The sequence below is a fragment of the Siminovitchia acidinfaciens genome (genome assembly GCF_003605385.1).
GTDB classification, from domain to species: Bacteria; Bacillota; Bacilli; order Bacillales; family Bacillaceae_C; genus Siminovitchia; species Siminovitchia acidinfaciens.
Map to the genome: position 1 here is coordinate 173,270 of NZ_QYTV02000002.1, position 26,474 is coordinate 199,743.

Consider the following 26,474-nt stretch of genomic DNA (forward strand, 5'->3'; position numbering starts at 1 on the left):
GTCCCTCTGTTTAGGCATTAAAATGATATCAATACTGCCCGAAATTGTTTATTTATTTTTCTTTGTCCTCAACAAAACCCATATCTTTTAATTTTTGCTCATAAATATAAACTCTATAACCAAGAAGGTCATTGTAATCTGAATTTTGGTCTAATTCTTCATTGACAAATTTAGTTAGAGTATCTAAAGTGGCTCTTTGTGTTTTAGTAATATCCAAACTACTTGATAATTCATTTAGTTTTTCTAAAGTTATATCTTTTACATTTTGATTAATATCACCTGAAGTAACTGAATTGTATAATAAATTATGAAAAATCGGGGACATATAAGCATCTGCATTTGCAATAATTATTTCATCCTGCATCTCTAACAAATGTTCTTCCTTGTTTTGTAGTTCATTTTCAAGAGCAATTTTTCTTTTCTCTAATTTAGAAAGGTCTTTTTCTAAATTAGATTTTTCTCCAAGTAAAAAATCATTATGATTATTTAATTCGTTGTTTTGTTCTTCTAACCTTGCAACTTGCCCTTTTAGTTTCTTCTCATCCACAAGGGGCTTCACAGTTTGATGATAAGATACAATTCCATAAACTAATCCAATAATAGTTAATACCCCAAAAATATAACTAAAGTGGACGGACCAGTCTCTATACCATTTTTGTTCTATTAGTTTTTTTCTTCCTTTTTTTTGCTGTTTCTTTCCTAATTTAATCACTTCACATCACCAAGTTAAATTATAGCCTAACTGATACTTTATATTTTTTTAACAGAATTATTCTCTGCATATTCAATGGATAAAAATATATCTAAAAATAGTCACAATGCTATGTTATAAAACACATCTACACTGTAATTATCACTTTAAATAGCATCACAATAACATCTTGACGCTTAAAATCGATGTACCCTCGCTAAAGTTTATCAACTTTGTACATTTCCTTTTCATATTCTTCTTAAATGCTGGATCATCAAAATGTACCAAAGCTTCATCTTCATTTTTTGTAATAGTTTATAGTAGAATTATCGTTAGCTTCTTCTATGTATTTAAACCCATAAAAAATTATAAATAGTAGGTAAAATAACTCCATAAGCACATTATTCTTTTTTACTATGTTTCAAAGGTATCCTAGCTCTTTCATACTGGTATATTCATTTCTCCCAATGATAATATGATCTGCACACTCGATTCCAAGTATTCTCCCTCCCTCTTTCAATCTATTGGTAATTTCAATGTCTTCTTCAGAAGGAACTGGGCTTCCGCTGGGATGATTATGAACTACAAGGATACTAGAACAGGGAAGCTTGACGGCCTCTCTAAAGACTTCCCTAGGATGCACAACCGTACTATTCAAGCATCCAATAAAGAGTTGTTTCTTTTTAACCACTTTTCCATTGGTGTTCAAGAAACAAACCCAAAATTCTTCCACAAGGCGTGTATCTAAAAACGAAAAGAAATGGTAAGCCTCTTCCGGAGACCGTATATATTCCATTCTGGCCTCACTGTATCGGAGCCTTTTAAAAAACAACATCATTTTCTCGAGCTTGTCGGCTGTCACTATTGAAAAGCCCATTGACATAAAATCCTTCTTCTTCAAGTTAACCAATTCCAGGTAGGTCAGATTGTCCAGTAGCCTGAGTTTTTCCATTTCAGTTCTAGGAAAAATCAAACGCAACAGTTCAGATGTCTCCGCTCCTTCTGCATAAAATTCCACCCGCTTCCTAATCTGGTCTAACGAGAACATTTACTTCATCTCCTTTGACTTTTTTAAAAGATATATCTACCTACTCATTCGGGTAAAATCACTAAATGTTTAGTCAATTCTATAAAAATTTTTGGTTTTCCGCAAACGTGCCCGTTTGTGAAAACCTTCTAATTTTATTTATTAGTAACAATATAACGTACCAGCCCACAAAGCAGACATTTGATTAACCACCAACTAATACTTTTCTTCAGCTGACAGGTCTTTAAATCAAGTAGCTTTCTAAATATAAACACAGAAAAATCCGCCTGCTAATCTTTTGGATGAAAAAATAGCTAGCGGATTTCGTTCGAGTTAGTTAAAATCTACTCTGGTGGGTATAGGTACTTACTATGTGTCTCCTTCGAAAAGCAAAATTTTCCGGGTTTTTTCTGTATTCGAAAACAATTTTTAAATAGCTAATAATGCGTTGATTTTTTACTGTAATAGTTATTAATTTCCCCTCTGTTTTTAAGGAGGGATATTGGACTGTTTTTTTGATTAAGTCAATGTGCTTTATTTTTACTCTGGTAAGATCAATACAATTGTCTTCAGCTAACCGTATTGCTTTAACATCATCTTCTTCCTTTAAGTGGTTATAAGCCGCGACTTCAAAACTGTCTATCCAATGCATATTATTCTCCATTTTGCCAGTCTTCCGTCTATATCTACCCGATTGCAATCCAGTTCAATTACCCTAAAAAAAGTTTGGATTCTTAAATGCCTAATAAATAGTTGGATGTAGAAAACCATATTGTAGTTTATCTGATAACTCACTTCTATTAATCCTCCTTTAATTATTGGGCATAGTATTGCCATTAAAAAAGGATAAGAGTCATCAGCCGTCTGCCAATTTTCTGATATCGTTATAGATCTAACACATCTATCTGAGTGTAATTACGAAATGAGCACTAATCCTTGCTACTGAATTGCGCCCGTTAATGGAATTCTCATTTTTATTATTTACGAAGAAAAAATTTTGACTACTATAAAAAATACAGACCCCGTTTTACTAGTTCTTATTTATGTCATAAAAAAAGGTAGGTTTTTCAGTGATCAAATTAAATGTTCAGACTCACCTTACTATATAATAGATATAAAACACTGAATAAAGGGAGAACGCTATGGAATTCTTTATAATAAGCATTATAATTTTATTTTCTGCCTTCATAGCAATTAAAAAAGTAATGTTTGACGATGACGAAGTTGAAGTCGATGATAATGGATTTAAACCTCCTTATTTTGACTTTAGTAAGTATAAAATTCTTTACAATAAAGCGGTTGATTTTTATGATGATACTAGAGTTGAGAAGGCGAATTTAATATTTAAATGTGTGAAGTCGAAATGCGATGTGAAATTCATTCGATACCATCAGCTGCTAGAAGAAGAAATAAAAAAGAATGATTTTCCAACAGAAAAGATAGACGGAATTACTACGATAGATTTTAATAATAATTTTTTTACGAAGGACCAAAATCTTTGGTTGTTTAGAAATAAAACGGAACAGAGATGCCCTAAATGTTCATATTTCTTAGAAAAACACGAAGAATTTGATTGGATGAAAGATGATGAAAATTTTCCGTGGTTAAATACACATCAATTAAACAGGCGCCTTGAATTATTAAAAGAAGAGATGGCTGAAGAGTTTGCGAAGATCCAACAGCTTGAATTGATTTTAAAAGATATAAGATCGGTGGAAACTTTCAAAGAAACTTATGCATTAAATAGCAATTATGACAAACGTATAGAAATAAAAGATATGCTAAAAGATATTACCGATCAATTAGATACTTTAATAGAATGCGCACCTTATTATTTCATTAAAAAAATAGCTCGGGAGATAAAAATGCAATTGAAGAGAAGATATGTACTGGTTGAAAAAAGCTGAATTAGTTTTATTGAAAATAAAATAACACATCTAAATTTAATGTTAACCATTAAGTGGGTTAAAAAATGAAGGATAGCTGAGCATAGTAAAAAGGGCTTCAACCTATCCTTATTTGTACTACAATGACCGCTATTACTACAACAACCCAAAAATTTTACCACAACAAATTCACATATGTTTATTCAACTATAGCGCCTTACGGAATATCGTTATTACAGTAAAGAACCCGTTGTTAAAGTAGTTGGATAAATAATAATAATTAACGGGTCAAAATAAAGATTATTATTAGTTAGGATCTAACGTTTCTGAGTAAGTTAGAATTCTTTGCTTTCCAAAATAGACCTACTCCACCTACTGTTGCAACCACTATGTAACCCATCCACTGTTTGTACTCCGTATCTTTTTTCAAAGATAACTCAACCATTCGTTCGATTCGATCATTCAAATTTTCTCTTTCTTCTGGAGTCAAATTTTGATTTTTTAATTGGTCTGCATAAGTATCCATTGCTTTATCAATAATGCTTAATACTTTTTCCTGTACTTTGCTACCTTCTTGAATGAATTTGGTAGCCGCTTCTAATAAAGCAGGGGCAGATTTTCTAAATAATTGATTTTGTACTAAATAAAAAGGCTGCTCCATCTGGACAACCTTTTTATCGTTAAAATAAATTTTTATATTTTTCTTCCACATCATCACCTAACAAACTTTTGGCCGTCTCTAATAACTTTTTATGATTTCCTTTTGCATAACGACCTGCATAACATTGTGGGTTGGAATTTGCTTCTTTGAATAGTAACTCCAACTGCTCCTTACTAAATCCTTTGAAATATGGGCTAATACAATAACCAAACGTGTAATCTGCCGTATTGTAATGGCCACTGTGATAATAATGACTAATCATTAAATCATAAAACTCAGGTAGTGCATCATATTTTTGGCAAATATTGAATAGAAACTCAATATTGTCCTTTTCTAAAATATGATAGTGTTCATAAGGCTGATTGTAATAGTAATATTCGCCCGTTGTATGAAATTCATCATCTAATCTCTTTAAATGGGTTTTTATGGAATCAGTTAAAAAGTAACTTTTAACAGTCAACTGCTTTTTATCTTTGATGCGATTGGTTAATATTTGTCTAGTATGTTCCTTTAAAAATGGATAAACATTAGGATACTTAGATAAGAAATCCACAAACTTATCTAAAATATGGCTATTTTCATCCAAAAAATCGCTAAAATGGGCAGTTTCTTTCTTTATAAATTCGAAAAGTATTTCTTCATATCTTCTATAGATGATTAAAAGCACCTTGTAATTAACATTTCTATTTTTGGTCTCTTTTTCTCCATTGCTTTTAAAGACAGATTTCCATAAATGTTTGAAAATATATTCAACCAATTCTTTATTAAAATGCACAAGGAATTTAGATTCTAAATAGATTTCCAATCTTTCTTCTGTAGAGAAATCGTTTTTGATTCTTTCAATTTCAACCATAAAAGGAACAAATACATTTTTGGTAAACAGTGGATGTTTCGTCAATAATCCTTCTAACATATTAATCATAAGAGATTGTACTATTTCCTTATTAGGTCTATATAAAATCTCTAATGAATTTAAAACCGGGTGTCCAGAAAGGTTACGGTATCTTTTCAACGTAGTGATATGAGTATATACATCATTTTCTAGTAACTTTGCTTCCTTAAATGCTTTTTCAATAAGATTATTTTCCCAATCCGGTGAAACAGGATTCTCTTCTTTATCTGCTTCTAAGTCCTCTAAAATTTTCTTTGCCTTGTCGTCATTGTGAATATCCTTTAAATCGTTCAATTTAAAAACTAAATCACAAATCACTACGGTGTATAACATCACTACTGCTGATCTATAATTTCTATGCTCATAGGAGCTGAGAACTTCTTCAAAGTATTCTTTTGTTTTTTGATGATAAATACCTTCAGCTAGTTCAGCTAGATCCCGTTCCATCCTTCTTCTTCACTTCCTATATAATTGATAGTTCTATTCTGATATGCTTCCTCAAATTGCTAAAGAAAAAAAATCAACATAAAGTTAGTCGGAATGCCGAAAACTTTTACTCAGGTTTCATTTCCCCTATCCTTTTTCTATGTATTACCACACCCCCACTACTGGTCTTCAATTAACCTGCCCGTTAGTGAAAAAGCGTCTCCTCCTATTGTAGAAACGCGCCCGTTAATTGAATAACAATTAAATCCACTTAGCAAACCAAGCTACGTAATACGCAGCAGGAATGAATAATAATTGTGCTAAAATCGTTCCCATAAATTTGGAGCTAATCATCGTTAATGAATAACTCTTTAAAAATACATAATCACATTGATTTTTCATTACTCTATCTGCTAATACGGATGCTTTAGGGTCTATAAATAATGTCAATAGGATAGTTGCTACACCATTAATAATTCCTGATGACATTAATGCAGCCTGTGCATAATCTTTTGGAACTAACATAGATGCATATAAAGAGGATAAAACTCCTATTGTAAATATGGCTGAAACAATAACATTAATTACAAATAGCCTTTTCGGTATTGTCTTTAATGTAATGCCTTTTAAGTATGTAATCTTTGGCAATCTGAAACACATAATTATCTTTTTAAGGCTTTTGGGATTTAGTTGCTTAAAAAAAGTTGAAACTACTGAACCTCTTTCATTTGATAATTGAATAATAGCTCTTGAAAAAATGTTAATAAAAGTTGGAAATAGAAGTATTCCAAGCAAGACTCCAAAAGATGTTACCCCAATTAAAATCCTGTATTGGTCTTCTATAAAGCCTAATTTATTTGCATCGGGAGCCTCTGCTATAAGTTTAGCTGTTAAAGGTTGTTGAATCATTGTTGAGAATCTTGAAACAATAACTAATGTACTAAACAGTGATAAGGCTGTTGCAATTAATTTTACTCTTGCCCCTGAAATTCTCGTCGAATATGCCAAAGTCTCAACCATAGTTATGACTAGTAAGAATATAGAAATGACAACAACTTTACTCGTTATTAATTCCATTTGCAAACCCCTTTAAAAGATTTTCTCATTAAATTTTGGGTTTTTTGAGGTGCGTATAATTCCTTTTACACTAACCTACATACTTAATTATTCTCAATTTATTTTATTTTAACATAAATGGCCATTTAACTTACCAAAGATTACTAAACAATCTGGCCCGATTGTGGAATATTGCCCTCTACCTGTAGTATGGTCTAAACGAAATATCGGTTTTACTTGAGGTCCTATTAAATCCGCTAATACATTTATTTAAATAGAGCATCTTTAATAAAATGGGGGTCAGGAAACACAGAAATTACCTTATTTACTTTTAGAAAAAAGTATCTAATAACAACAAACAATCCAGTTACTTTAATATTCTCTTTATTTTTGAGCTTAAAGCAATTATTATTTACTTACATAGGCTCTAACACGAATGATTCTTCCATTTCACCGTCCCACTTTATTCTAACTTTAATTGCTGTGTCTTCCCGAGTTACTGAACACCCCGAACAAGATCTTGGTATAATAATAGTTGCCCCTTTAAAATTCTCTTCTTTCCTACCTGTTTCTCCATCGTTTATTTCAATTTCTACCCAATCAAATGATGTATCGCTTGTCGCATTCTTATAGCCAAAGATATACTTTCCATCTTCCCTCGTACCTTTATCTGAAATATTTGCTGAGTATTCCCCTTTCCAGTAATCACTTTCTCCTGAAAAAGAAATGGTCTTTTGATTACACGCTACAGACAATAATATAAAAGGCACCAAAAACAGCAAACGTTTTTTCATAATAGCCTCCAATTGAACTTTCTTCCTTACTTATTCTAATATTGGAGAGCATTATCCTTCTTGAACTAACCTCTCCATTTCACAACCTCTATAATTAGACAATACTCATTCAATTGTCTGGCCCCATAAGTGAATGCGTTATTTGGCTAAAGCGTCCTTTAATGGAAAGCCGTCTTAATGAAGTTATATCAATGAATCTAAACGAAAGACTGTCTTTGTTGAATATCCTACTAAACACTTGGCAAGATAAAGAAAAAGGAAGGTGTTTGGCAAATGAAATTTAATAAAGTGGTTATTCTAAGTACAATTTTATCAATACTTTTATTCCCCTTAAGTAGTACAGCTTCATCACTTGACCAGTTACCATCATCAAAACTGTCAAAAGACTGGGAGGTAGTTATTGATAAACCTAAAAGTAATGAACTTAAACCAAAACCAGACGTCTACAATATATATAGTCTGGATATTAAGTACATTGGCGATGAAGCTATAAAAATGGAAAGAATAGAAGCATACAGAGATGATCCAGGTTCCTCAGTGGACTTTGAATTATTTACTTCTAATTTAGGAATGGAAAGGAATGTCGACCAACAAACTTTTCATCATCAGAACTTTCCTATCTCTGTAAAAGCAACTGATTTAAAAGTTATTGTTACTTGGGCCAATAAAGGGGATAATTCGCGTAAATTCAAAGAGGTATTTATTTTTAAACAATAAGAAGTGGTTTGGAGAGCGGGATACTCGCTCTCCTTTAAATTTTCGTTACTCCACAATCTGTTCCTGTTGTTCAAGATAAGACACAATGCTTATTCTGTTGTTGCGCCCGTTTGTTTATAAATACGTGAAGGTAGTTTACAAAAGCTTATCTCCATAAGTTTAAAGAAAATATTCAATACCGTAAACGAATTAGTGCGGTTTTTCGTACTATTTGTTACACAAATCCCTAAATTATTCCTTCTCTTTTACCTTATCAGCTAATTCTTTTGCCCGTTCCAAACGCTTCTTAAAATTCTCGAGAAGCGGATTATCATCTTCAAAATTAGAAATAGCTTGTTCTATTACTTTTATTTCCTTATCATATTCTTTCCTTCTTCGATAAATAACAACTAAGCGCCTATAGGGATAATTATTATCAGGTTGATCTCTTAAACTCGCTTCATATATTTGAATTGCGTTTTCTATATAACCTTCGCGTTCTAGTTCTTCGCCCTTTAAATTTTTATCCACGGCTCGAGCAGGAACTTCAATATTTTTATCATATGGATTTTCTTCTATCTTTTTTCTCTTCGCTCTTTCACTCCAAATATCCAATCGTAAACCAATAGATTTTGAAGAAGTAGGTAAATATATAACTCGAACAGTCGCTTTTAACTTATTAAATTCGGCAAGTTTTTTAGCTACATCTTTCGGTATATACCCTAAAGAAAAAGAAGTTTCTTCTTCATCAACTTCACAATCACCGAACACCCTAATAGCGTTTTTATCGTAGGGATTATTTGGTTCTTTTTCTAGTCTAATTGCGAAACTTTTACTCGTAATAACCCTGAGAGCATTTCTCTCTTGCTTTTTTATCCCTGCTATAGGCACAAATTCAGCCACTTTTTTGGGAGTTCCTTCAGGCGGTCTTTGTATTATACGAACAACATTTTCCGCATCATCACTTTGTCTGAATGGTTTATTATAAACCCTTAATGAGGGGTCATCGATAACAGGAATGTTCGCCTTATTGTGGTCTTGTTTGTCAGGATATTCCTCATCTAATTGTTCTGTTTGTACGGGCTTTGCAGAAGTAGGTTTCTCGAGCCCTTTCGGTTTTTCTGATGGTTCATCTGATTGTACAGAAGTCTTTTTTTCGCCAAATAATCTTTTGAAAAACTGCAGCATAGGATTTACACCTCTCCTTTTATTTTTGCCCTTATTTCTCGGTCCGATTGTGGAGTATATGGGAAAATTAAAAAAACAAATGATTGCATCCTTTTATTATTTCTATACCATAACAAGCAAATTAACGATAAAGAAAAAAAGAAAAAATGCTCCTAAAAATATTAATATACATAATAACGTCTTACCCTTTTTATCCTTAAAGTGTTTTACATAGCGGACTGAGAAAAAGATTAATACGACTAAAAGTATCGATAAAAAGGACAAAAACATCGTAACAGAATGATTAGTATAAACCCTATATTGTAAGAAAACTCAGATACCAAAATAAACAAGAATACTATGGTGCCAGCTGACAATAAATAAAAATAAGGCATTTGGTTTATAGTCATCACTCCTAAAGAATTATCTAAAAAGATGGCCCGATTATAAAGTAAGCTAGATTTCTCTATAATGGCGCCCGATTCTTAAATAAGCTACTGCATATTGTAATCGAAATGTGCATATATCTATTAATCAATTTCACCCATCAAATGAATATATCCATTATTGTTTTTTATTTTTAGCTTTTAGTTTGATAAATAAAATAATAATTAAATCTATGGTTAAAAATAGAAAACCCATAACCAATGAATACTTAAAAAACTTAGCTGTTGAGTATCCTCCCACATATATAAAATATAAAAATAAAAAAAAGAAACCTAATATTGAAAAAGGTCTTCGGAGTTTTATCAAAATCATTTTCTCCTTTTTCGTTTACTTTATAAAGTAATATGTAAATTCCGAAGTGTTCCTTCGTAGTATGTATCAATTATGCATAACTAAATTATTAAGACACGCCGATGACAAAAGACCAATTCCTTATACAAGAATTGCGTCCGATTGTGGGAGATCAAAAAGTACTTTAGAAAAGAACTTTAATCAGTTAAATCAATAAAAATCGACCAAGATCTAAAAATGTATGAGGTATTAAAAAATTGATATGTCTGGCTCATCAGGTTTCTCAGTTAATGGCTCAATTCCCTTCCTCAGATAACTATCTAATTTCAGAAAAGCCTTGCCTATGTCATTGAGATTTAAAACCAATCTATATGCAGCAACCTCTCCACTAACCACTTTAAAGGGGCGTATTTTAGGTAAACTGTTTTTCCATTCGTCCCAATCACCAAAGGTATAATATTTACCGTCTTCCTTATCCCAAACTCCATAATCTAGCAGGAACTCTTGTTCATCATATTCCTCATAAAATTCATCATCAACAGAAATGTCGGCCCAAGGAAATAATTTCACAAACACATCCTCATATGACTGCATTGGAAAAAAAGCAATTGGCCAATCGACAATTATTTTTTCAATTTCTGTCCAGGGATCAATCACTTTTAAGGATATAGATCCTCTTCCTGATGATTTATTAACCCATTCTTCTGATTCTAAAATCAGCTTATTTCCAGCTTCTATTTCCTTCATCCAAGCTCGGTCTAGTCCCAAGGAATTTAACCTCTGTTCATACACTGTTTTATTCTCAGCGATTCGCCTTAAACTTTCAGAGGCCTTTGTTCCTAAAATATTTCGTTTGGGGACAGGTGTTTTCCAGTAATTAATAGAGGTTTTTTCAACACTTCCCTCAGAAACCTGAGTCCAATAGCAAATATTCTCGTTAGGATCACACAATATTAAAACAACGGGGAGGGAATGATTTGACCAATAATTTAAGTGCTCAATCTTTCCTCTAAAGGTGAATTCTTGTTCATTTGAGCTTGTAAAATAACTTTCACCGGTTTTAATTTGTACAGCAATCAGCTTTCCAGTTACCAAGTTTTCATCGACAATTTCTATTTGAGCATCAATTCCATAATCATCTGTCGGTTGTTCCCTAAATATCCATCCCAAATCCCTGGTAATTATTTCATTTACCATATTAACGCCTATTCTTTCAGTTTGACTTATTGCTTTTGGTAATTTCATAACACTATCTCCTTAGTGAAAAGTCAGCATACCAATGTTAAACTACCTTTTTAACAAAATTCATTCCACAATCTCAATTGCAGAAAGGCGATTAAACATCGTTACAATGAATGGCTATAGTTTTAACCAATTTCTTATTTCTTTTAAGCCCCTATATGTCTTTGCTAATGAGCTGTTTTCTTCTAAGTATTTTTCACCACATTCTGATAAATAAGCAGTCCCCTCAAATAGCCTAGGCCTATCATCAGCATAGAAAATACCCTTTAAATAATTTTCTCTGTTTAGAAACCTAACAGCATTGTCGAATTGATCTGCGGTAACCGCAAAATCATCTTCCGTAAGAGCTTTATTACCATTGTAAATTTCCTCCAATATAGCATACCTTAGTTTCTTTTTATTCATAAATTACCTCCTGATTATATTTGCAGTATTTGTATAAGGGAATAGCCCCGATTGTTTAAATATATTTATTCTAATCTCAATATATAGATAAGCTCCCTAGCTTTGAGAATTATATTTTTCATAAAGGTATGTCCTAATAAATAAAACTATCTACCTTTACCTCTCTTTTGTGTTTTCTCTACGGACAGCTGGGAATACCTCTGTAAGTAGTGCACCTTTCAAATCATCAATATCGTTAAAACGACTTTCCATATCCCCAATAGCTTTTAAAATAAATTTCTTTAAGGGCTCTATTTCTTCCTTGTGGTAGTTTGTTTCTCTACCTGTTAATATATAATAGATTACCTTGGCAAGTGCGTATGTTTCGTGTCTTATTTCATAATTTTCAAATCCAACTAATTCAAGATTTGAATAATCATTTATCGCCCCTTTAATTTCAGTCCCTTGTCTTGTCAATGAACTCTCAGGGCGCTTAACTAATCCAAAATCTGAGACCTTGATTAAAAAGCTTCCGTCTTCAAACTTTTTAACCAAGATATTCTGATAACTAATATCCCTATGTAAAAGCCCCTTGTTGTGAATATAACTAAAAGCATTAAGCAGCTGGATTATTAATGCTCTTCTTGAATCGAAAGACAATGAATTATTATTATGTCTCATAAATCTTTCCAAGGTTTGGTCTGCTAATTCCATTGTATACTCATTTTTTTCAGAGTTATATGTATAAGCCTTTATAATAAAGGGAGAATCTAATACTTTTAAGTCGTTAAACTCATTTTTAAACCTCTCTAATTCATCAGCACGCAGGTCCTTATTTGCACGTTTTAAAGCAAAATCAATACCATAATATGGGTCTTGATATCTAAATACCTTTGCATAGGAGCCTCCTCCAATTTGCTTAATTTCTGTATAGGTCTTACTGTTGTGATTTATGATTTCTACCCCATTGACTTTAGTAAAGATAGGTTTTTCCTCTATTAGATTGATAATTGGAAATCCTTCTGGTATTTTACTTCCACCGCTTTGTGATAAGAACGTTCTACATAAGTCAATAATTTCCTGGTAGTACTTGTCAACTTCAAAATTATAACTTCCTGTCAATTTAGCTTTAAGTACTCTAGTTTGGTCAATGAGATCTATTAATTCCCTGCTCTCTGCTGCATTGTAATGGCCTCCATAGGTGCCGTTTTTACTATTCATAAAAAAGAAAAGTTCATTTAAATTACTGTGTATTGTTGCGAATATTTTTATTAAATAAATATTGTTAAACACGGTATAATAATGCTCAAATAAGACCGATTTTTCAGTGTTAAATTGGCTTGATATCTGGTTGTACTTTATTTTTATAAAGTTATCCAAATCCGACACAACGTCACCCCTTAATATTAATATAATCGCCCAAATAACTAAGAACACTAGTAATGAATAGGAAAATCTTACGCACTCTAACTATTGACTGAGATTACGTCCAATCGCATAAAATCTGGAGTGTAAAAAAGGCGGTTAAAATCATACCTGATACTATTTGGAATAGCATATAAAGCAATAATAGAATATCTATAAATACCAAATTATTTTTCGGAATTATCACTCTCTTAATTTAAGTATATCATAGTTCGTCGTACTCTAATGTTGCCCATCTTTCTGAATAAATGCTAAAAAAGAAAACGAATATACGGGTTCAGTTAGGGGGCAGAAAAATGATAATAACAACAGGAGTAACACGCCAATTAGCGCAAACCTGATAATAAAATAACAGTTCAAAAAGTTAGCAAAAAGCACAGCATTAATTCTGTGCTTTTTAATAGTTATATGTTATATTTTGCTTCGGTCTTCCATAATCGCGCCCTTTAGTTGAAGATGGGTTTACTCTATATACCTCAATTAACTTCCCTGGGACTGTTTCAAAAATTAATATTTCAGGGTTCTTAAATGCTTGTGTTTAAAATACTCATCCAATCTAGGCAGACTTTCCCAATACTGTGCTATTAAATATTCATTTTAAATTTCTTTAGCATAACTAAAATTTTTTAGTTGCTTTTAAAGCTCTTCGCCATTGATCCAAGCGCGATTCTAGAGAACTTGATCTCCCAGGATATTGAATATCATCCTCAGGTTTTGGAGGAGTAAGAATTAAATTTTCATATCGATTTAAAATTCCCTTTAATTTTTGTCTATCCAAACCTAGATCACCCTCCTGCTAACTTATCTTGGAACAATGTACAAAATACTTTCTTAATAAAATAAGAACAGGATCATTCTCCGATAATGAAACCTTATTTATTTTAAAATCTTCGTGTTTCGAATCTCGGAGTCTTTGAAGCAAAATTTCCCGATACTCAGACTTCGTCATCCTGAATGTCATACAACACCTCCGACTCTATTTTTTGCACTACTCCTTCCTGAAGTAATGCACCCGTTAGTTAAAGAAGATCTTCGTAAAACACCCATTACATTATTTTTTTCACCATCTATTTCTAACCCATCTACCTTTTGCCTTATCCCAATTATCAATTTCAACTTGATTGTATAGCTTTTCTTTTTCACTATAAGTTTGGAGCCAACTTTTTTCAAACCTATGTAATTGTGAATTATTACAATAAGTTAATATTTTAAAAACAAAGCTATCCTTTCCATATTTCTTAAAATCCTCATTTATCTGCTGATAACTGTGTTTTCCTGATTTCATAGAGGAAGCGTGGGATTTTAACCTGCCAAAGATGTGATGTGAACTACCTACATAAAATCGATTGGTTATAATATTCTGAAATACATATATACCTATTAAATCTTGCGTATCAAATCTATATTTTTCTTTTCCTAACTCCCATACATCATCAAACGATAAAGGTTGGTTTAAATGCTTTATTTCCCATCCAGTAAAATTTTCCCTTGTTGTTTTCATCCCCATTTTGCTCACTCCTTTTTCTAACCTTTTAATACTATTAAAGCTTTTCTTGCACTAAACTGCCCGTTAGTACAATAACTTCAACAAAAATCAGCGATAATCCTTCTTGGAATATCGCCCCCGAAACTTTAAGTGTATAACTTCACATTTTTCCGCAGTTAATTAGGATTTGTTTTTCATTTTTTCTTTATAAAGCATAAAAGTAATATCCATAAATACTTTTGCTTTTCCTGTGTGAGGTATACCGAAGGGTTCTACCAAGTATCGATAAGGTTTCATTTCTTCCTGGTCCAGAAGGTCTGCTAAGTACCAGTATCTGAGATCTTGATTTTTACTTTGCATTGGGAATTCAGGATCATTCAAAATGAATTCTCTTAATTTTTCTTCGTCTTCCTTCCTTTGTTCCCTTTTCTTAGATTTCGCTGATTTAACTTCTGAATAAAACTCACTTTCTAGTGTATCCATAACTATTTCAGCCGTTTGTAAATCCATTTCTTCTGTCCAATAGTGGAACAATTCTATCCCTATAAAAGTACCGTTTTGGATCATAAAAAGAATTAAACGATAAGGTACATTAAAATCAATACATTCTATTTCTTTGTTATAACGCTTAATTTCTTTCTGTAATTTTTCTTCATATTTATATTCTTCTTCAGGAACAATAAAACTGGCCTTATTATAATAATTATAAAGATAATATATGTATACGGAATCTAGGCTATTTGCCATCTCTAAAAAATCCTCTATTCCTTGAACATTTAAAATTACTTTATTCGTTGTATCAATGCTTCTCACTTCTATTGGAATTAAATTGTATTCTTTCGCTTTTTTTATTAATTCCTCTTGTTTCAAAATTTCCAATGAAATCACCCTCTATATTTTCTCTCGTTACTATGTTTCAAGTCTTTTTAGTTAATTAAGGATATTAATCTAATTTTGTTTGGAGACTAAGCCTTCTTAAAACTACGAAAATGTGCTTGAAAAAGTTTCCATTAACAAAGCGTTCTTCATCAAACCTGCCCCGTTAGCTTAATAAACAAAGATCGCCGCAGCGATAGACTACTTACATTGATTTATACTACTTCTTAATATCGTTGGTCCTAATTTTTCATTTTTCGAGCTAGAAAGTCGCACTGGTACTTCTACATTATCATTTCTGCTGTTATTTCATCAAAACCGGCTGCCCAAGTTGGGCTATCTATTTCTGGAGTAGGATAAAGTCTGAAACGCCAATATATTTCATTGGGTTTAAAAGCAAATTCTTCATTACCATCATAATTCCCAAAAGCTATGGTCCAGGAAGGTGAACTCCAAGAATGCTTATATTTGTTCGTGCAAAGTTGGGCATATTCAACCACATTTAATAAATTAATGCGATACCCTTTGCATTTTAAAGTTTTTATCAACTGGTTCCAAGACAAATACTACAAGGAAAGTCTGTCTGCCTTGGATTGTAAGGGTAAATACAAATAGCTGGAATGATAAAAACACCAAAAAAATGGTTTCATATTTCACATCTAGTAATTCGCTCCCCTTAATTTCTCCTAATTATTTGTAAACATATAAAAAGTCGTTCTTAAACTAAGCATATCAATAAACAAAAGCAGTCCAATTCATATACGAATTGGACTGCTAATTGTACCGTAATTTAATTTTTCTACTTCTAATCCAAAACCTTTAGATGTTGCCTCAGTTCTTTTTTATACTAATCAACTAGCTTCATCTTCTTCCATTAACAATTCTATGTCTACAATTGTAGCTGGTTGTTTGGTTTCTGGATAATCTTTAATTTGGAGGTGGCCATCCTCATTAATAAAATAGAACTTTAATTCAGTATTCCTTACATTACTAAGAGCTTTAACGATGTTCGGGGAATAATTTGGTGCAATCGTTATAACTCTTACATTTGGTCCGAATTCAGACTGATAAAAAGCGGACTGCCAAACGATTGATTTATCATTATCTACAATTTTCAGCTCAATCACACAGATATTATTGTTTAAGTCTTTTGCTAAGATATCGATAACCCCTGCTCCTCCATCCACTTTCTTTTGACGTTCGATAAGCGTCAAACCTTCTTCTATAATCTCAATATGATCCGCAATATAATGTTCTAATGCTGATTCGGAGCTATCCATTAAATATTGAGCAGCTAGTTTCTGCTCATAATTTTGAATAATTTTTTCGTATTCACAGAAGGCTTCAGAATGATCATATTCTTCTTCGTTTGTCATACAATATGTAGAACAAATCCCGAAAAACACAAGCGGGTCTTCCCTGTCGGTTAATCCCCTTACATTGCTCCAATTGAATTCTTCAACAGAAGAAATAAGTTTATTCTGAAGTTCTTTTAACGTCTTAAATGGCAATCCATCCCAAACACAATATCCCCAATACTTTGTATCTTTCGCTTTTAGCTGTCCTATTTTCTTTTCTTTAAAACAGCTAGTGCAATACAATTCGCCTGTTTCTATGCTAAACAAATGATTCTTTAAATCATCTACTTCCTTTTGATTTTCCGTTACAAACAGTAACTCACCCTCATTGTAGTTCCATTCCTCTTGTTCATTTTTAAATCCGTAAACGAAGTATCTTTTTCCTTCATTGTACCGATAATCAATTTTTAGGGCACCATAGATTTTTTTGAGTATTTCTATTTTATTATCGTTCATTTTTTCACCTCAAGGATAGTTTGACCAATTCGGAGAAAAAATAGCCGAAATTTCTCTATCTTGGAAAAAATCTCCAATTCTTATGATCAATTATATGTATTCATATTTTTTCCACCTTAGTAAAGCTCACCCTTCTTTAAGTCTTTCTTCAACTATCCTGCCCGTTAGCTCAATAACTTCAACAAAAAAGCGTTAATCCTTCTTCGATTAACGCACCAGTTAGTGCAAAAATAGAGTTTTCACTTAAAATAGTAAGCCACTATAAAATAAAACTCCCGCCGGATCTCAGGCACCCATTTAATAAAGTTAAAACTCATTAACGACAAAATCAATTAAATCCATATCATCGTTTGTTAGATTAAATTCCTTTTGAACTTCTTCTTCTGTTCTTCCGTTTTTAATTGATTCAATTGCTTTTTGAATCGTTTTATCGTTGCTATATTCATACTCATTCATAAAGTCATTTACTTGGGTCATAGTTTCATTCATTCCTTCCGAACTTTTTAACTTTCCCAGACCTTACAGCTTCTTTCCAACTCTCGACAACCTTTCGAGTAAATTCCTCTGAATCGCCAGGTCGAGGATTATTCCGGCGGGTTCGAAGAGTTCTTTACTGGCCACGAATGATTTTGATTATTCTTTCAGAATGCTGCGTTTGAAGCTTAAGCTTAAATCTTTTCAAGTTAGAAAGCACCTCACCCATTGGATTTTCTTCTGAAGCCCTTGCTAATTAATATTGTCTTATAAAGGGACAAAAGTGACGTTCATCTGCTTAAATTCTTTAAAAGATTTAAATCCCCCAAGGTGGAGGTTTACTTATGTCTCGGTAAATACGGAAGTTTTTCAATATTACAGAGAGATTCTCCTCCCCTACAATACTCATTATCGTTTTTATTCCAAGGGGTAATCCGCTTGCTAAGCTTGTGGAAGAGGTAAAAGCAAGCGGATCTCGTTTGAACCACAGTTGAGTATAAATATCTCAACTTCTTCAGTATAGTGTTCTTTTAAAAGAAAACGCAACCAGTCTCCAATTTATCCAGTAAAACAAATACATATTTGAAATATACTATCGGATAAAGTTGCATAATAATTGAATTTCACCTATGAGTAAACCGCATAATTTGTATCCTACCATAAAATTTTTTTGCAAATATTATTCCTGCTATCTATCCAATCAAAATTATAAAATCCCTTAGGAGGAAAAATTACACTCGGGACATAATATTAAAGAAATCATTGCGATATAGTAAAGACAGCCACCTGAATTGAATATGGAGATGAAATCCAGAATTTCTAAGGCGAAGTATAGGAAGATTTTGCTTCAAAAACTCCAGGATTCGAAACACGATGATTTTCAAATGACCACGGTTTCTTTATCGCAGAATGATCCTCTTCTTATTTTATTAAGAGAGTATTTCCCGCAGTGTTACAAATAATTAGTAAAGGGTGGCTGTTATGGAAAGCCAGCTAACGGATCCGGAATTCATTAAAAAATGCAGGTTGGAGATGGTTAAGGACTGTGTGATTTTCAATATGTTGCACGGTGGCTGGGCCATCGACGAAAAAGAAGTTAGGAGTAAACTGGACAACGTGGAAGATGAAAAAAGACTGATGATCATTGCTGTAATTGCTGCGTATACGGATGATATAAAAAGTTTGATTCGAAGGATTTAGATATGAGTAAGTTTAAAAGGACAAAGGTGACGACAATGAGGATCACCCGCGGGCAGTACAGGACGCTTAGAGTCAGAAGGCAGAATCCACGGCCAAAGAATCCAGAAGAATTGCTCGGCAGATCATTGACAGCTGGAGGGATTCGGAGAGAACCGGGAAAATTAAACGATTTAGTAAAAACGAGTGGTACTATTTTTTCAATTGATATCAAGGGGAGGCTGTTTTTTGATTGGATGATGAAATTCTAAGAAAATATATAAGATCGGCTGGAGAATTAGCAATGAATGAGGCCCTCAAAGAAAGCAAGAAATCCGATAAGGAGGGTAGTTGTCGTGGATGATTTAACTAAAGAGCTTAGGCAATACAGAATGATGATCGGAAATTTAGAGTTAAGCCCTTTTGAAACGCTGCAAGATCTCTATATTCGTAATACTTTAGAAGATAAAATCAGTCTAATGACACATAAGGAACGATTGAGACTCCATTATTACGATCTTCAAGTTATTTTAAATGCAGATAAGTTCAAGGAACAACTTGAAAACGTTTATGATTTTTCAACAAATAAGCCATTAAAAGAATGGTGGTGGCATTTGGACAAGGTCGCATCTGGTGAGTTAATGATTACTTTAGATATGAGGGTTGAAAATAACTTGATTGGCAAATTGTTTAACGATTCACTAAATGAGATTTATGGGAAAACCCTAGAAGAAATACAGCGCGAAGCTTATGAAAAACCTATAAAGGTTAAAAAAAAAGAAAGAACTAGAGGAGTGAACTCGTTTTTTTCGGTTTTTTTTATTTGAAAAAATACTGGATTGGTCAAGCGTATATTTTTTCCTAAAGACAAGGGTACTGTATGTATAGCCTCCTAAAATATAAGTTATATCAAAGTGCTAACAAGACAATTTTTGTTTGCCTTTTGTTATAAATTTTTTTCCACTGCTTGCCCTATTAAAAATATTGATTTTCCTTTCGTTTATACTAATCGGAAAAGCCATTGTAATTGTATACATATTCATTTAAAAATGATTGGTGCTGGTCATAACTTGCTATGTTTAGCAAAGCTGTTGAATGAACTTGGGTTGATTTAGGAATTTCATTGTTAGCCTTTTACTTTTATATCTACTCTCGTGGTTAAAGTTTTTTATTAAATTTTAAATCTTTTTTCTGGAAAGTCCGGATATACTTTATAGAAAAAAAGTTCTGTGATTGAAAAAACGTAATCGAAATTAATTATTCAAATCATTATAACCTATATAATTTTTTATAAATTCATCCATAATATTTAATCTTTCATTTGTTTCTTCTTTTGTTGTTCCTATTGAAGCTATTACTAGTTTAGTTAAAATTCGTTCAATCTTTTTTATATTTTCCTTATCTAAATGAGATAAATCTACATATAACGGTAAATCCGTTTCTAAACTAAAACTTAATAACTCCTCTGTTTTACTCCTCCATTGGATTTTTTCTCCTGAAATGGAATTTAATCCTTCTTGAGAATTTATTTTTGCTAAAGCATAAAGAAAGGAATTAATATTTGCTTTAGATATTTTTTTCGATGTGGAACTTAAAAAAAGTTCTATTTGGTCTTTAAAATCGCGCATTCTTAATTTATTCCTTTTTAAGTATCGTCTATGATAATCAAATGCATATAATATAAAAGAATTATAGTTTTTTTCATCCAAATTATTAATTTCTTTAATTAAATTTTCAATAAAATCCATTCGAATATCTCTCCTTTTATAAGAAGCCTCTTCATTTATTCGTTATTCACTTTTTCGAATTCCTTAATCCCTAACAAGTACATTTATTATATGCTTTTTGATTAAATAAAAAAAGAGTCGAGATGCGTACTAACCGTACGCTCCCGACTTCTTAATAAATCTAATTTTCTATTCTTCAATCTCTTACTTGGTAAAAGTGAATCACAGGTATTCACATTGCCTTTAAACTAGGTGCCTTGGTTTTATAATTTGTTTTAGTAGACTTTCTTGTCATTTCTAGACTTTCTTGTCATTTCTAGACTTTCTTGTCATTCATCAATTGCGCTATTACATCATGCCGCCCATCACTCCACCGTCACGCTCTTCGCCAAATTCCTCGGCTTATCAACATCACACCCCCGGTGCAATGCCGCATAGTAGGAGATCAACTGCAGTGGTATGACTGAGACCAGTGGTGTGAGCAACTCATGAACTGCCGGCAATACGAAGCGGTCTCCCTCTGTTTCCAGGCCTTTCATCGAAATGATGCAGGTGCTGGCTCCACGGGCAGCCACTTCCCTCACGTTTGCCCTGATCGCTCCGTTGACACCGAACTGCGTGGCAAGGGCTATGACTGGTGTGTGCCTTTCAATCAAGGCGATAGTGCCGTGTTTTAGTTCTCCGCCTGCGAATCCTTCCGCCTGGATATAAGATATTTCTTTTAGTTTCAACGCACCTTCCAAGCCAACGTAATAGTCGACAGAGCGGCCGATGAAAAAGCAGTCAAAAGCCACAGCCAGATATTCAGTCGCGATTTTTTCGAATTCCTCTTTGCTGTTACATAATGTTTCCATTGCACTGGCGACGATTCCGAGTTCTTTTACTACATCAAGTTCGGCCTTAGCGCCTGTTGCAGCGCCCGCATCAGATGCCAAGATCGCCAATACAGCGACCTGAGCCGTATATGCCTTTGTTGAAGCGACAGCAATTTCCGGTCCTGCATGCAGCAGCATCGTGTAGTCTGCTTCTCTTGAAAGCGTTGAGCCGGGAACATTCGTAATCGTTATAGCACAATGCCCCATTTCCTTCACTTTCACCAATACAGCTCTGCTATCTGCTGTTTCCCCACTCTGCGAAATGAAAATGAATATTGGTTTTGCTGAAAGCAAAGGCATATTATAGCCGAATTCACTCGCGAGATGCACTTCCACCGGTATTTTCGCAAGCTTTTCAATTAGTTGCTTTCCAACCAATCCTGCATGATAGCTCGTTCCGCACGCAATGATATAAATTCGGTCTGTGGCACCCATGGCTTGTTTTATGTCGCTGTCAATCTCAAGGTTGCCATCTTCATTCTGATATGCCTGGATAATCTTCCTCATGACAAGCGGCTGCTCATCAATTTCTTTCAGCATGAAATGAGGATACGTTCCTTTTTCGATATCTGTAACGTCCAGCTCGGCGCGGTAAGGCTTCCTAATGATGACTTCGCCTTGCAAATTGTAAATGTCCGCCCGGTCTTTTTTAACAATGACAATCTCTTTATCCATCAGCTCGATGAATTGATCCGTGATTTGGATCATCGCCATGGCATCGCTGGCAACGACATGAAAGTCTTCTCCCACTCCGACAAGCAAAGGACTTTTATTTTTAGCAACAAAGATTGTGTCAGGCGTTTGTGTATCCAGCATCGCAATTGCATAGGATCCTTTTAGCAGGCGGAGAGTTTTCATGAAGGCTTCTTCTGTTCCCATATCTTTTGAAAACTTCTCAATCAGCTGAACGATCACTTCTGTGTCTGTATCACTTTTAAACGAGACATCTTGCAAAAACTCTGCTCTTAGCTCCGATTCATTTTCAATGACCCCGTTATGGACCAGTGTGAACCGCCCTGCTCCACTCTGGTGGGGATGGGCATTCGCTTTACTGGGCGCTCCGTGCGTAGCCCAGCGTGTATGGCCGATTCCCGCCTGGGCAACGACGTTTGAATCCACAGCAGAACGCAAATCAGCTATCCGTCCTTTTTCTTTAAAAATGTGAATGCCGTCACGATTTTCAAGAGCGATTCCAGCTGAATCATACCCACGGTACTCCAGCTTCTCCAAGCCCTTCAACAAGATTTCTTTTGCATCATTCGTTCCTATATAACCGGTAATTCCGCACATAACCATTCCCCCTGTATGAGGAAGGCAAGCAGCCGAGGGCATACTTGCCCTCTTCATCATCCATTTTAATGATCACAATTTCTTCCCTTTGTCCATCGAGTCGCCTCGTATGATTTACGAAAGAAAATTCGACTGTGTGCCGCAGCCGGGAGGTATCCGCCGAACATTCGATAAACCTCCTCCTCGTCAACTAGCGATCTGTCCAGTCTTTTCAAAAGACGACACCATCCGCTAGTTCTGGCGCTTTTAAAATCTTTCCTGCGATGCTCCTTTCTATTTTGAATAAAAAAGAAACATAAATATCATACTATATTCCTTTTTTCAAGGTCAATATATGTATGAACGAAATGTAGGTTGACACAAAAAATATGAAAGTCAATGCAAAGTATTGATAATAAGCCACTTTCATTATGATTTACAGTGATTTTGTGATATAAATAGGCTGATAACACATGTACGAGACCAAAGGACTTCATGTCCTTTTTTTACTGTCATAGTGGAATAATCGGGACTAAAGTAAGAGGGGGGCTTGAATGAATAGAAAAGCTTTTTGGATGGCTATTTTCACCATCATTATCTGGTCATCGGGATTCGCGGGAGTACGAGCCAGTTTAATTGGAGGATATTCTTCCGCGCATCTCGTTCTTCTTCGGTTTTTAATTGCTTCTGGAGTTTTCTTAATATATGCTCTGTGGCCGGGAGTACATATAAAAATCCCCCGCAAAAAAGATATTTTACGCATTATGTTTCTTGGCTTTATGGGAATCAGTGTGTATCAAATCGGGTTGACCTTTGGTGTTCAAACCGTGTCAGCTGGAACCGCAAGCATGATTGTAGGATCCGCTCCGGTATTCACCACCATTATTGCAGTGCTTGTTCTGAAAGAGAGAATGGACATGTTGGGGTGGATTGGACTCGGCATTGGTTTCATTGGTATTGTGTTAATTACAATCGGATCGACAGGAGCTTCATTTACAGTTTCCAAAGGAACCGTTTATATTATCATAGCAACCATTGCGACTTCTATCTTTTTTGTTTTTCAAAAACCGCTATTGGAACGCTATCACCCAATTGATTTGACGGCCTATTTTACATGGGCCGGAACGTTGCCGCTGCTCATGTTTTTTCCCGGGTTATGGGAAAATATTCAAGGCGCCACAACAGAGGCACATATTTCTGCCTTATACGTAGGAATTTTTCCGGCTGCCATCGCCTACGCCACTTGGGCCATTGCACTGTCCGCTGGGAACACAACAGCACTCTCAAGCATGCTTTACCTTGAGCCGGCACTCGCGATTATCATTGCCTGGTTCTGGCTGGGTGAATGGCCAAGTACCCTGTCGTTGATCGGGGGAGCAGTTGCCATCTCTAGTGTGTTTGTTGTTAACCTTGTCGGTAAAAAGAGATACATCAAGAAGCATCAATTGGATGGGTGACTGGCCAAAGTATGCCCTTAATAAGAAAAGCCCAAGCGCCTTGCTTAGCCCCGTCAAGCACAAGACGATTCCCGAGTAGGCAGTTCGTAAGCGAACAGGGAAGCGGCTTGTGACCTCAAGGGGCTAGGCGCTGGAGCTGATCATAACTAATACTTGTTTAAATAAAAAACTTGGTTTAATTTGATACTTTCTTTAAATGTAAAGTTAAAACCCTGATTTTCCTTAGCGTAGGAAAATCAGGGTTTTATTCATGTTTTAAGTGGACCTAGATCGAGATACAAGAGATATGGACAAAATCAATCTTCATTGTTATTCATACCAACAAACATTAGCACAAAGCGAAGAAGTTCTATTACAGCTATAACAGTTCCAGCTACATAAGTTAATGCAGCCGCGTTTAAAACTTTACGTGCATTGCCCTCTTCATCATTTCTTATCAAACCTGAATTAACCATTGCGGTAAGAGCCCTGGACGAGGCGTTGAATTCAACAGGCAAGGTTACAACTTGGAATAAGACTGCAGCAGCCATCGCTACAATTCCTAGGAGCAACATGTTGGCTGATGATAATATGACCCCTATCAAAATTAATATCCAGGAAAAATTCGACCCGATATTGGCTACCGGAACGAGAGCATGTCTAAACCTTAATGGTGCATACCCCACTTTATCTTGTATTGCATGTCCAACCTCATGTATACCAACAGAAATAGCAGCAATTGATGTTCCGTGAAAATTATTGCTTGATAACCTGACCACCTTATCCCTCGGGTCATAGTGGTCGGTTAAATTACCCGATACTTCCTCAATATTTACATTAAATAAACCATTTTCATCAAGGACTTTTCTGGCGGCTTCAGCTCCTGTAAGCCCAGATGAAGCATCAATTTCCATATTTTTCGCATAAGTTCGTTTTAAATACATTTGAACCATTAATGGTATGAGCATAATGATAATGAAGTAAATAATAAAACCCATAAACTAGACCCTCCATGTCTTTTAAGATTATTCTTCGTGCTGCTGTCCAAGCTTATATTTTCTTATCTAGATTTCCGCCCAAGTATTTTGTAATAAGGCAAAGTGCATGGATTGTTCAACCACTTAAAGGAAAGGCGGCCAAGTTTTCCCAAAACTGTACTTTTTCTTAGTCCCCACACCTTTCAATGTTCAGTAGTTTCAAGCATTAGTTTCAACACTTCTTTGGCAATCCTGTTCAACAAGAGTCATACCTTCGGCTTTTGCAAACTGAAAGAAAGCCACGTTTGTAAGGACATTAACTATATAATGTGGATGTTATCCTGGTCCTTGCTTGGTGCCCCTTCATTAAAAATAAGCTTTGTTGCAAAACTATAAGATATTTCTTTTGTCGAAGTTCGAATTGAAGACGGTATTTCAAAGAAAAATGATATTTTGTGCATTTCTTCAGCTTGAATATGTCTTGTTGTTAATATGGTTGTTGTATCAATTACTTTTTCTTCACCTGTTGATTGGTCTGCCATGATGAAATCACAATCAATGCGTTTAGCTTTTTGGTCGATGATACCGCCTTTGATTAAGAAGCACCCTCTAATATGTTCACCTGCGCTATAAGCTTCCTTAGGCAAAATAAGATCTATTGTCGCAGAACCTACTCCAATAAGAGACATATATTTCCTCAGTATCAATAAATATCCTCCTGCATCATTTATTTAGATTCAAGTGTTTTTCGTCCAATCGCTTTTCAATATTTTTAATTACTTCCTTATCTTTAAGAAGTTCTTCTTTATTTCTTCTTATTAACTCAGACAAAGGTACTTTTCTTTTTTTCATGGTCGCATGTCACCTCTCTTAAGTAGATTTTCATGTTAAATAAAGTCTTATAGTTTTTTACCGTACAAGAGTATAGCAACGCTTTTAATCCGGAACTTCCAGTACGCCCTGATTATTTCCAACAAAAAAACCTTTACCAGACTTCTGGTAAAGGTTTTTCCATATATATAAAGACCTTTACCAGCAGGTAAAGGTCTCGCTAACAACAAAATGTTGCTAACAAAGCCGAGAGTAAACTCCGTAATGACGACTTTGTTATAAAAGCTACTCCCCTTTAGGAGAACTATTTAACTTTATTAATTAATAATAATTAACCTTTATTGATTTGTCAAATTAATTCTAGCCCTCTAATTTTTTATCATCTATTAATTCGTGCGGCCATACCGATGCTTTGCTATTCAACCGGTGACCATCCTTTCAATTAACT

The 26,474-nt window shown here is 34.2% G+C and carries 27 protein-coding genes and 1 pseudogene; 6 read left to right on the plus strand and 22 right to left on the minus strand.

All coding sequences use genetic code 11. The annotated features are described in order from the left end of the window. Window positions 1–52: 52 nt before the first annotated feature. The 3 genes from D4T97_RS05120 to D4T97_RS05130 form a co-directional block, all read right to left on the minus strand. Window positions 53–712 (minus strand): hypothetical protein, encoded by a 660-nt coding sequence (locus D4T97_RS05120; protein WP_126048392.1) that lies wholly within the window; start codon window positions 710–712, stop codon window positions 53–55. Between the two features lie 400 nt (window positions 713–1,112). Beyond that, window positions 1,113–1,739: a JAB domain-containing protein gene (locus D4T97_RS05125; RefSeq protein WP_126048394.1), complete on the minus strand. Its 627-nt coding sequence runs from the start codon at window positions 1,737–1,739 to the stop codon at window positions 1,113–1,115. 316 nt (window positions 1,740–2,055) lie between these two features. Then, window positions 2,056–2,382: a hypothetical protein gene (locus tag D4T97_RS05130; RefSeq protein ID WP_126048397.1), complete on the minus strand. Its 327-nt coding sequence runs from the start codon at window positions 2,380–2,382 to the stop codon at window positions 2,056–2,058. A gap of 478 nt (window positions 2,383–2,860) precedes the next feature. On the opposite strand from D4T97_RS05130, the gene D4T97_RS05135 reads away from it, so the two are divergent. Further along, the gene (locus tag D4T97_RS05135; RefSeq protein ID WP_126048399.1) at window positions 2,861–3,625 is read left to right on the plus strand and encodes a hypothetical protein; all 765 of its coding nucleotides are present in this window, start codon (window positions 2,861–2,863) and stop codon (window positions 3,623–3,625) included. A 289-nt stretch (window positions 3,626–3,914) separates the two neighbouring features. On the opposite strand, the gene D4T97_RS05140 is transcribed toward D4T97_RS05135, so the two are convergent. The 4 genes from D4T97_RS05140 to D4T97_RS05155 all read right to left on the minus strand — a co-directional run bounded on the left by D4T97_RS05140 (window position 3,915) and on the right by D4T97_RS05155 (window position 7,433). After that, a complete protein-coding gene (locus D4T97_RS05140) occupies window positions 3,915–4,322 on the minus strand; it encodes a hypothetical protein (RefSeq protein ID WP_164525475.1) in 408 nt (135 codons plus the stop codon). Beyond that, window positions 4,285–5,604 (minus strand): hypothetical protein, encoded by a 1,320-nt coding sequence (locus D4T97_RS05145; RefSeq protein ID WP_235872162.1) that lies wholly within the window; start codon window positions 5,602–5,604, stop codon window positions 4,285–4,287. The genes D4T97_RS05140 and D4T97_RS05145 overlap by 38 nt, the downstream gene beginning before the upstream one ends. Before the next feature lie 240 nt (window positions 5,605–5,844). Further along, window positions 5,845–6,660 (minus strand): lipid II flippase Amj family protein, encoded by an 816-nt coding sequence (locus D4T97_RS05150; RefSeq protein ID WP_126048404.1) that lies wholly within the window; start codon window positions 6,658–6,660, stop codon window positions 5,845–5,847. A gap of 395 nt (window positions 6,661–7,055) precedes the next feature. Then, window positions 7,056–7,433 (minus strand): hypothetical protein, encoded by a 378-nt coding sequence (locus D4T97_RS05155; protein ID WP_126048407.1) that lies wholly within the window; start codon window positions 7,431–7,433, stop codon window positions 7,056–7,058. 273 nt (window positions 7,434–7,706) lie between these two features. Between D4T97_RS05155 and D4T97_RS05160 the strand changes: the two genes are divergently transcribed. Continuing rightward, the gene (locus tag D4T97_RS05160) at window positions 7,707–8,150 is read left to right on the plus strand and encodes a hypothetical protein (RefSeq protein WP_126048409.1); all 444 of its coding nucleotides are present in this window, start codon (window positions 7,707–7,709) and stop codon (window positions 8,148–8,150) included. A gap of 231 nt (window positions 8,151–8,381) precedes the next feature. Here D4T97_RS05160 and D4T97_RS05165 read toward each other — a convergent pair whose 3' ends face one another. The 10 genes and pseudogenes from D4T97_RS05165 to D4T97_RS20430 form a co-directional block, all read right to left on the minus strand. Then, window positions 8,382–9,317: an HIRAN domain-containing protein gene (locus D4T97_RS05165; RefSeq protein WP_126048411.1), complete on the minus strand. Its 936-nt coding sequence runs from the start codon at window positions 9,315–9,317 to the stop codon at window positions 8,382–8,384. Between the two features lie 966 nt (window positions 9,318–10,283). Further along, entirely contained in the window at window positions 10,284–11,279 is a 996-nt protein-coding gene (locus D4T97_RS05170; protein WP_126048414.1) for a DUF4365 domain-containing protein, read from the minus strand. A 114-nt stretch (window positions 11,280–11,393) separates the two neighbouring features. Next, window positions 11,394–11,681 carry a YjcQ family protein gene (locus D4T97_RS05175; RefSeq protein ID WP_126048416.1) on the minus strand — a complete coding sequence of 96 codons (288 nt, stop codon included), beginning with the start codon at window positions 11,679–11,681 and terminating at the stop codon, window positions 11,394–11,396. A gap of 156 nt (window positions 11,682–11,837) precedes the next feature. Continuing rightward, window positions 11,838–13,049, minus strand: a complete 1,212-nt coding sequence (locus D4T97_RS05180) for a protein kinase domain-containing protein (protein ID WP_126048418.1) — start codon at window positions 13,047–13,049, stop codon at window positions 11,838–11,840. A 652-nt stretch (window positions 13,050–13,701) separates the two neighbouring features. Continuing rightward, complete coding sequence (locus D4T97_RS20425) at window positions 13,702–13,863, minus strand: hypothetical protein (RefSeq protein WP_164525476.1); 162 nt, start codon at window positions 13,861–13,863, stop codon at window positions 13,702–13,704. Between the two features lie 282 nt (window positions 13,864–14,145). After that, on the minus strand, window positions 14,146–14,592 hold the full coding sequence (locus tag D4T97_RS05185) for a GIY-YIG nuclease family protein (protein WP_126048421.1): 447 nt from the start codon (window positions 14,590–14,592) through the stop codon (window positions 14,146–14,148). A gap of 159 nt (window positions 14,593–14,751) precedes the next feature. Next, window positions 14,752–15,450, minus strand: coding sequence for a hypothetical protein (locus D4T97_RS05190; RefSeq protein WP_126048424.1), 699 nt, complete (start codon window positions 15,448–15,450; stop codon window positions 14,752–14,754). Between the two features lie 198 nt (window positions 15,451–15,648). Beyond that, window positions 15,649–16,060 (minus strand): annotated as a pseudogene (locus tag D4T97_RS20720) (hypothetical protein). Between the two features lie 238 nt (window positions 16,061–16,298). Then, window positions 16,299–17,261 (minus strand): endonuclease NucS domain-containing protein, encoded by a 963-nt coding sequence (locus tag D4T97_RS05200; RefSeq protein WP_126048428.1) that lies wholly within the window; start codon window positions 17,259–17,261, stop codon window positions 16,299–16,301. A 306-nt stretch (window positions 17,262–17,567) separates the two neighbouring features. Then, window positions 17,568–17,750: a hypothetical protein gene (locus D4T97_RS20430; RefSeq protein WP_164525477.1), complete on the minus strand. Its 183-nt coding sequence runs from the start codon at window positions 17,748–17,750 to the stop codon at window positions 17,568–17,570. A 966-nt stretch (window positions 17,751–18,716) separates the two neighbouring features. On the opposite strand from D4T97_RS20430, the gene D4T97_RS05205 reads away from it, so the two are divergent. The 3 genes from D4T97_RS05205 (at window position 18,717) to D4T97_RS05215 (ending at window position 19,738) form a co-directional block, all read left to right on the plus strand. Beyond that, on the plus strand, window positions 18,717–18,935 hold the full coding sequence (locus D4T97_RS05205) for a hypothetical protein (protein WP_126048430.1): 219 nt from the start codon (window positions 18,717–18,719) through the stop codon (window positions 18,933–18,935). Window positions 18,936–18,937: 2 nt separating this feature from the next. Continuing rightward, on the plus strand, window positions 18,938–19,183 hold the full coding sequence (locus tag D4T97_RS05210; RefSeq protein WP_126048432.1) for a hypothetical protein: 246 nt from the start codon (window positions 18,938–18,940) through the stop codon (window positions 19,181–19,183). An 84-nt stretch (window positions 19,184–19,267) separates the two neighbouring features. Next, the gene (locus tag D4T97_RS05215; RefSeq protein ID WP_126048434.1) at window positions 19,268–19,738 is read left to right on the plus strand and encodes a hypothetical protein; all 471 of its coding nucleotides are present in this window, start codon (window positions 19,268–19,270) and stop codon (window positions 19,736–19,738) included. Window positions 19,739–20,164: 426 nt separating this feature from the next. Here D4T97_RS05215 and D4T97_RS05220 read toward each other — a convergent pair whose 3' ends face one another. Both D4T97_RS05220 and glmS read right to left on the minus strand, forming a co-directional pair. Next, the gene (locus tag D4T97_RS05220) at window positions 20,165–20,659 is read right to left on the minus strand and encodes a hypothetical protein (RefSeq protein WP_126048436.1); all 495 of its coding nucleotides are present in this window, start codon (window positions 20,657–20,659) and stop codon (window positions 20,165–20,167) included. A gap of 344 nt (window positions 20,660–21,003) precedes the next feature. Then, complete coding sequence (gene glmS, locus D4T97_RS05225; protein ID WP_126049155.1) at window positions 21,004–22,803, minus strand: glutamine--fructose-6-phosphate transaminase (isomerizing); 1,800 nt, start codon at window positions 22,801–22,803, stop codon at window positions 21,004–21,006. Window positions 22,804–23,336: 533 nt separating this feature from the next. Between glmS and D4T97_RS05230 the strand changes: the two genes are divergently transcribed. Further along, window positions 23,337–24,239 carry a DMT family transporter gene (locus D4T97_RS05230; protein WP_126048438.1) on the plus strand — a complete coding sequence of 301 codons (903 nt, stop codon included), beginning with the start codon at window positions 23,337–23,339 and terminating at the stop codon, window positions 24,237–24,239. A gap of 296 nt (window positions 24,240–24,535) precedes the next feature. On the opposite strand, the gene D4T97_RS05235 is transcribed toward D4T97_RS05230, so the two are convergent. The 3 genes from D4T97_RS05235 to D4T97_RS05245 form a co-directional block, all read right to left on the minus strand. Beyond that, on the minus strand, window positions 24,536–25,216 hold the full coding sequence (locus D4T97_RS05235; RefSeq protein WP_126048440.1) for a zinc metallopeptidase: 681 nt from the start codon (window positions 25,214–25,216) through the stop codon (window positions 24,536–24,538). A gap of 299 nt (window positions 25,217–25,515) precedes the next feature. Next, a complete protein-coding gene (locus D4T97_RS05240; protein WP_126048442.1) occupies window positions 25,516–25,902 on the minus strand; it encodes a sporulation protein in 387 nt (128 codons plus the stop codon). Between the two features lie 16 nt (window positions 25,903–25,918). Next, entirely contained in the window at window positions 25,919–26,047 is a 129-nt protein-coding gene (locus tag D4T97_RS05245; protein ID WP_126048444.1) for an FbpB family small basic protein, read from the minus strand. Window positions 26,048–26,474 lie beyond the last annotated feature (427 nt).

Coding starts and splice junctions, on each gene's coding strand:
- D4T97_RS05125 (WP_126048394.1), bottom strand. CDS start 1,739: ATGTTCTCGTTAGACCAGATTAGGAAGCGGGTGGAATTTTATGCAGAA.
- D4T97_RS05130 (WP_126048397.1), bottom strand. CDS start 2,382: ATGGAGAATAATATGCATTGGATAGACAGTTTTGAAGTCGCGGCTTAT.
- D4T97_RS05135 (WP_126048399.1), top strand. CDS start 2,861: ATGGAATTCTTTATAATAAGCATTATAATTTTATTTTCTGCCTTCATA.
- D4T97_RS05145 (WP_235872162.1), bottom strand. CDS start 5,604: ATGGAACGGGATCTAGCTGAACTAGCTGAAGGTATTTATCATCAAAAA.
- D4T97_RS05150 (WP_126048404.1), bottom strand. CDS start 6,660: ATGGAATTAATAACGAGTAAAGTTGTTGTCATTTCTATATTCTTACTA.
- D4T97_RS05155 (WP_126048407.1), bottom strand. CDS start 7,433: ATGAAAAAACGTTTGCTGTTTTTGGTGCCTTTTATATTATTGTCTGTA.
- D4T97_RS05160 (WP_126048409.1), top strand. CDS start 7,707: ATGAAATTTAATAAAGTGGTTATTCTAAGTACAATTTTATCAATACTT.
- D4T97_RS05165 (WP_126048411.1), bottom strand. CDS start 9,317: ATGCTGCAGTTTTTCAAAAGATTATTTGGCGAAAAAAAGACTTCTGTA.
- D4T97_RS05170 (WP_126048414.1), bottom strand. CDS start 11,279: ATGAAATTACCAAAAGCAATAAGTCAAACTGAAAGAATAGGCGTTAAT.
- D4T97_RS05175 (WP_126048416.1), bottom strand. CDS start 11,681: ATGAATAAAAAGAAACTAAGGTATGCTATATTGGAGGAAATTTACAAT.
- D4T97_RS05185 (WP_126048421.1), bottom strand. CDS start 14,592: ATGGGGATGAAAACAACAAGGGAAAATTTTACTGGATGGGAAATAAAG.
- D4T97_RS05200 (WP_126048428.1), bottom strand. CDS start 17,261: ATGAACGATAATAAAATAGAAATACTCAAAAAAATCTATGGTGCCCTA.
- D4T97_RS20430 (WP_164525477.1), bottom strand. CDS start 17,750: ATGAATGAAACTATGACCCAAGTAAATGACTTTATGAATGAGTATGAA.
- D4T97_RS05205 (WP_126048430.1), top strand. CDS start 18,717: ATGGAAAGCCAGCTAACGGATCCGGAATTCATTAAAAAATGCAGGTTG.
- D4T97_RS05210 (WP_126048432.1), top strand. CDS start 18,938: ATGAGTAAGTTTAAAAGGACAAAGGTGACGACAATGAGGATCACCCGC.
- D4T97_RS05220 (WP_126048436.1), bottom strand. CDS start 20,659: ATGGATTTTATTGAAAATTTAATTAAAGAAATTAATAATTTGGATGAA.
- glmS (WP_126049155.1), bottom strand. CDS start 22,803: ATGTGCGGAATTACCGGTTATATAGGAACGAATGATGCAAAAGAAATC.
- D4T97_RS05230 (WP_126048438.1), top strand. CDS start 23,337: ATGAATAGAAAAGCTTTTTGGATGGCTATTTTCACCATCATTATCTGG.
- D4T97_RS05235 (WP_126048440.1), bottom strand. CDS start 25,216: ATGGGTTTTATTATTTACTTCATTATCATTATGCTCATACCATTAATG.
- D4T97_RS05245 (WP_126048444.1), bottom strand. CDS start 26,047: ATGAAAAAAAGAAAAGTACCTTTGTCTGAGTTAATAAGAAGAAATAAA.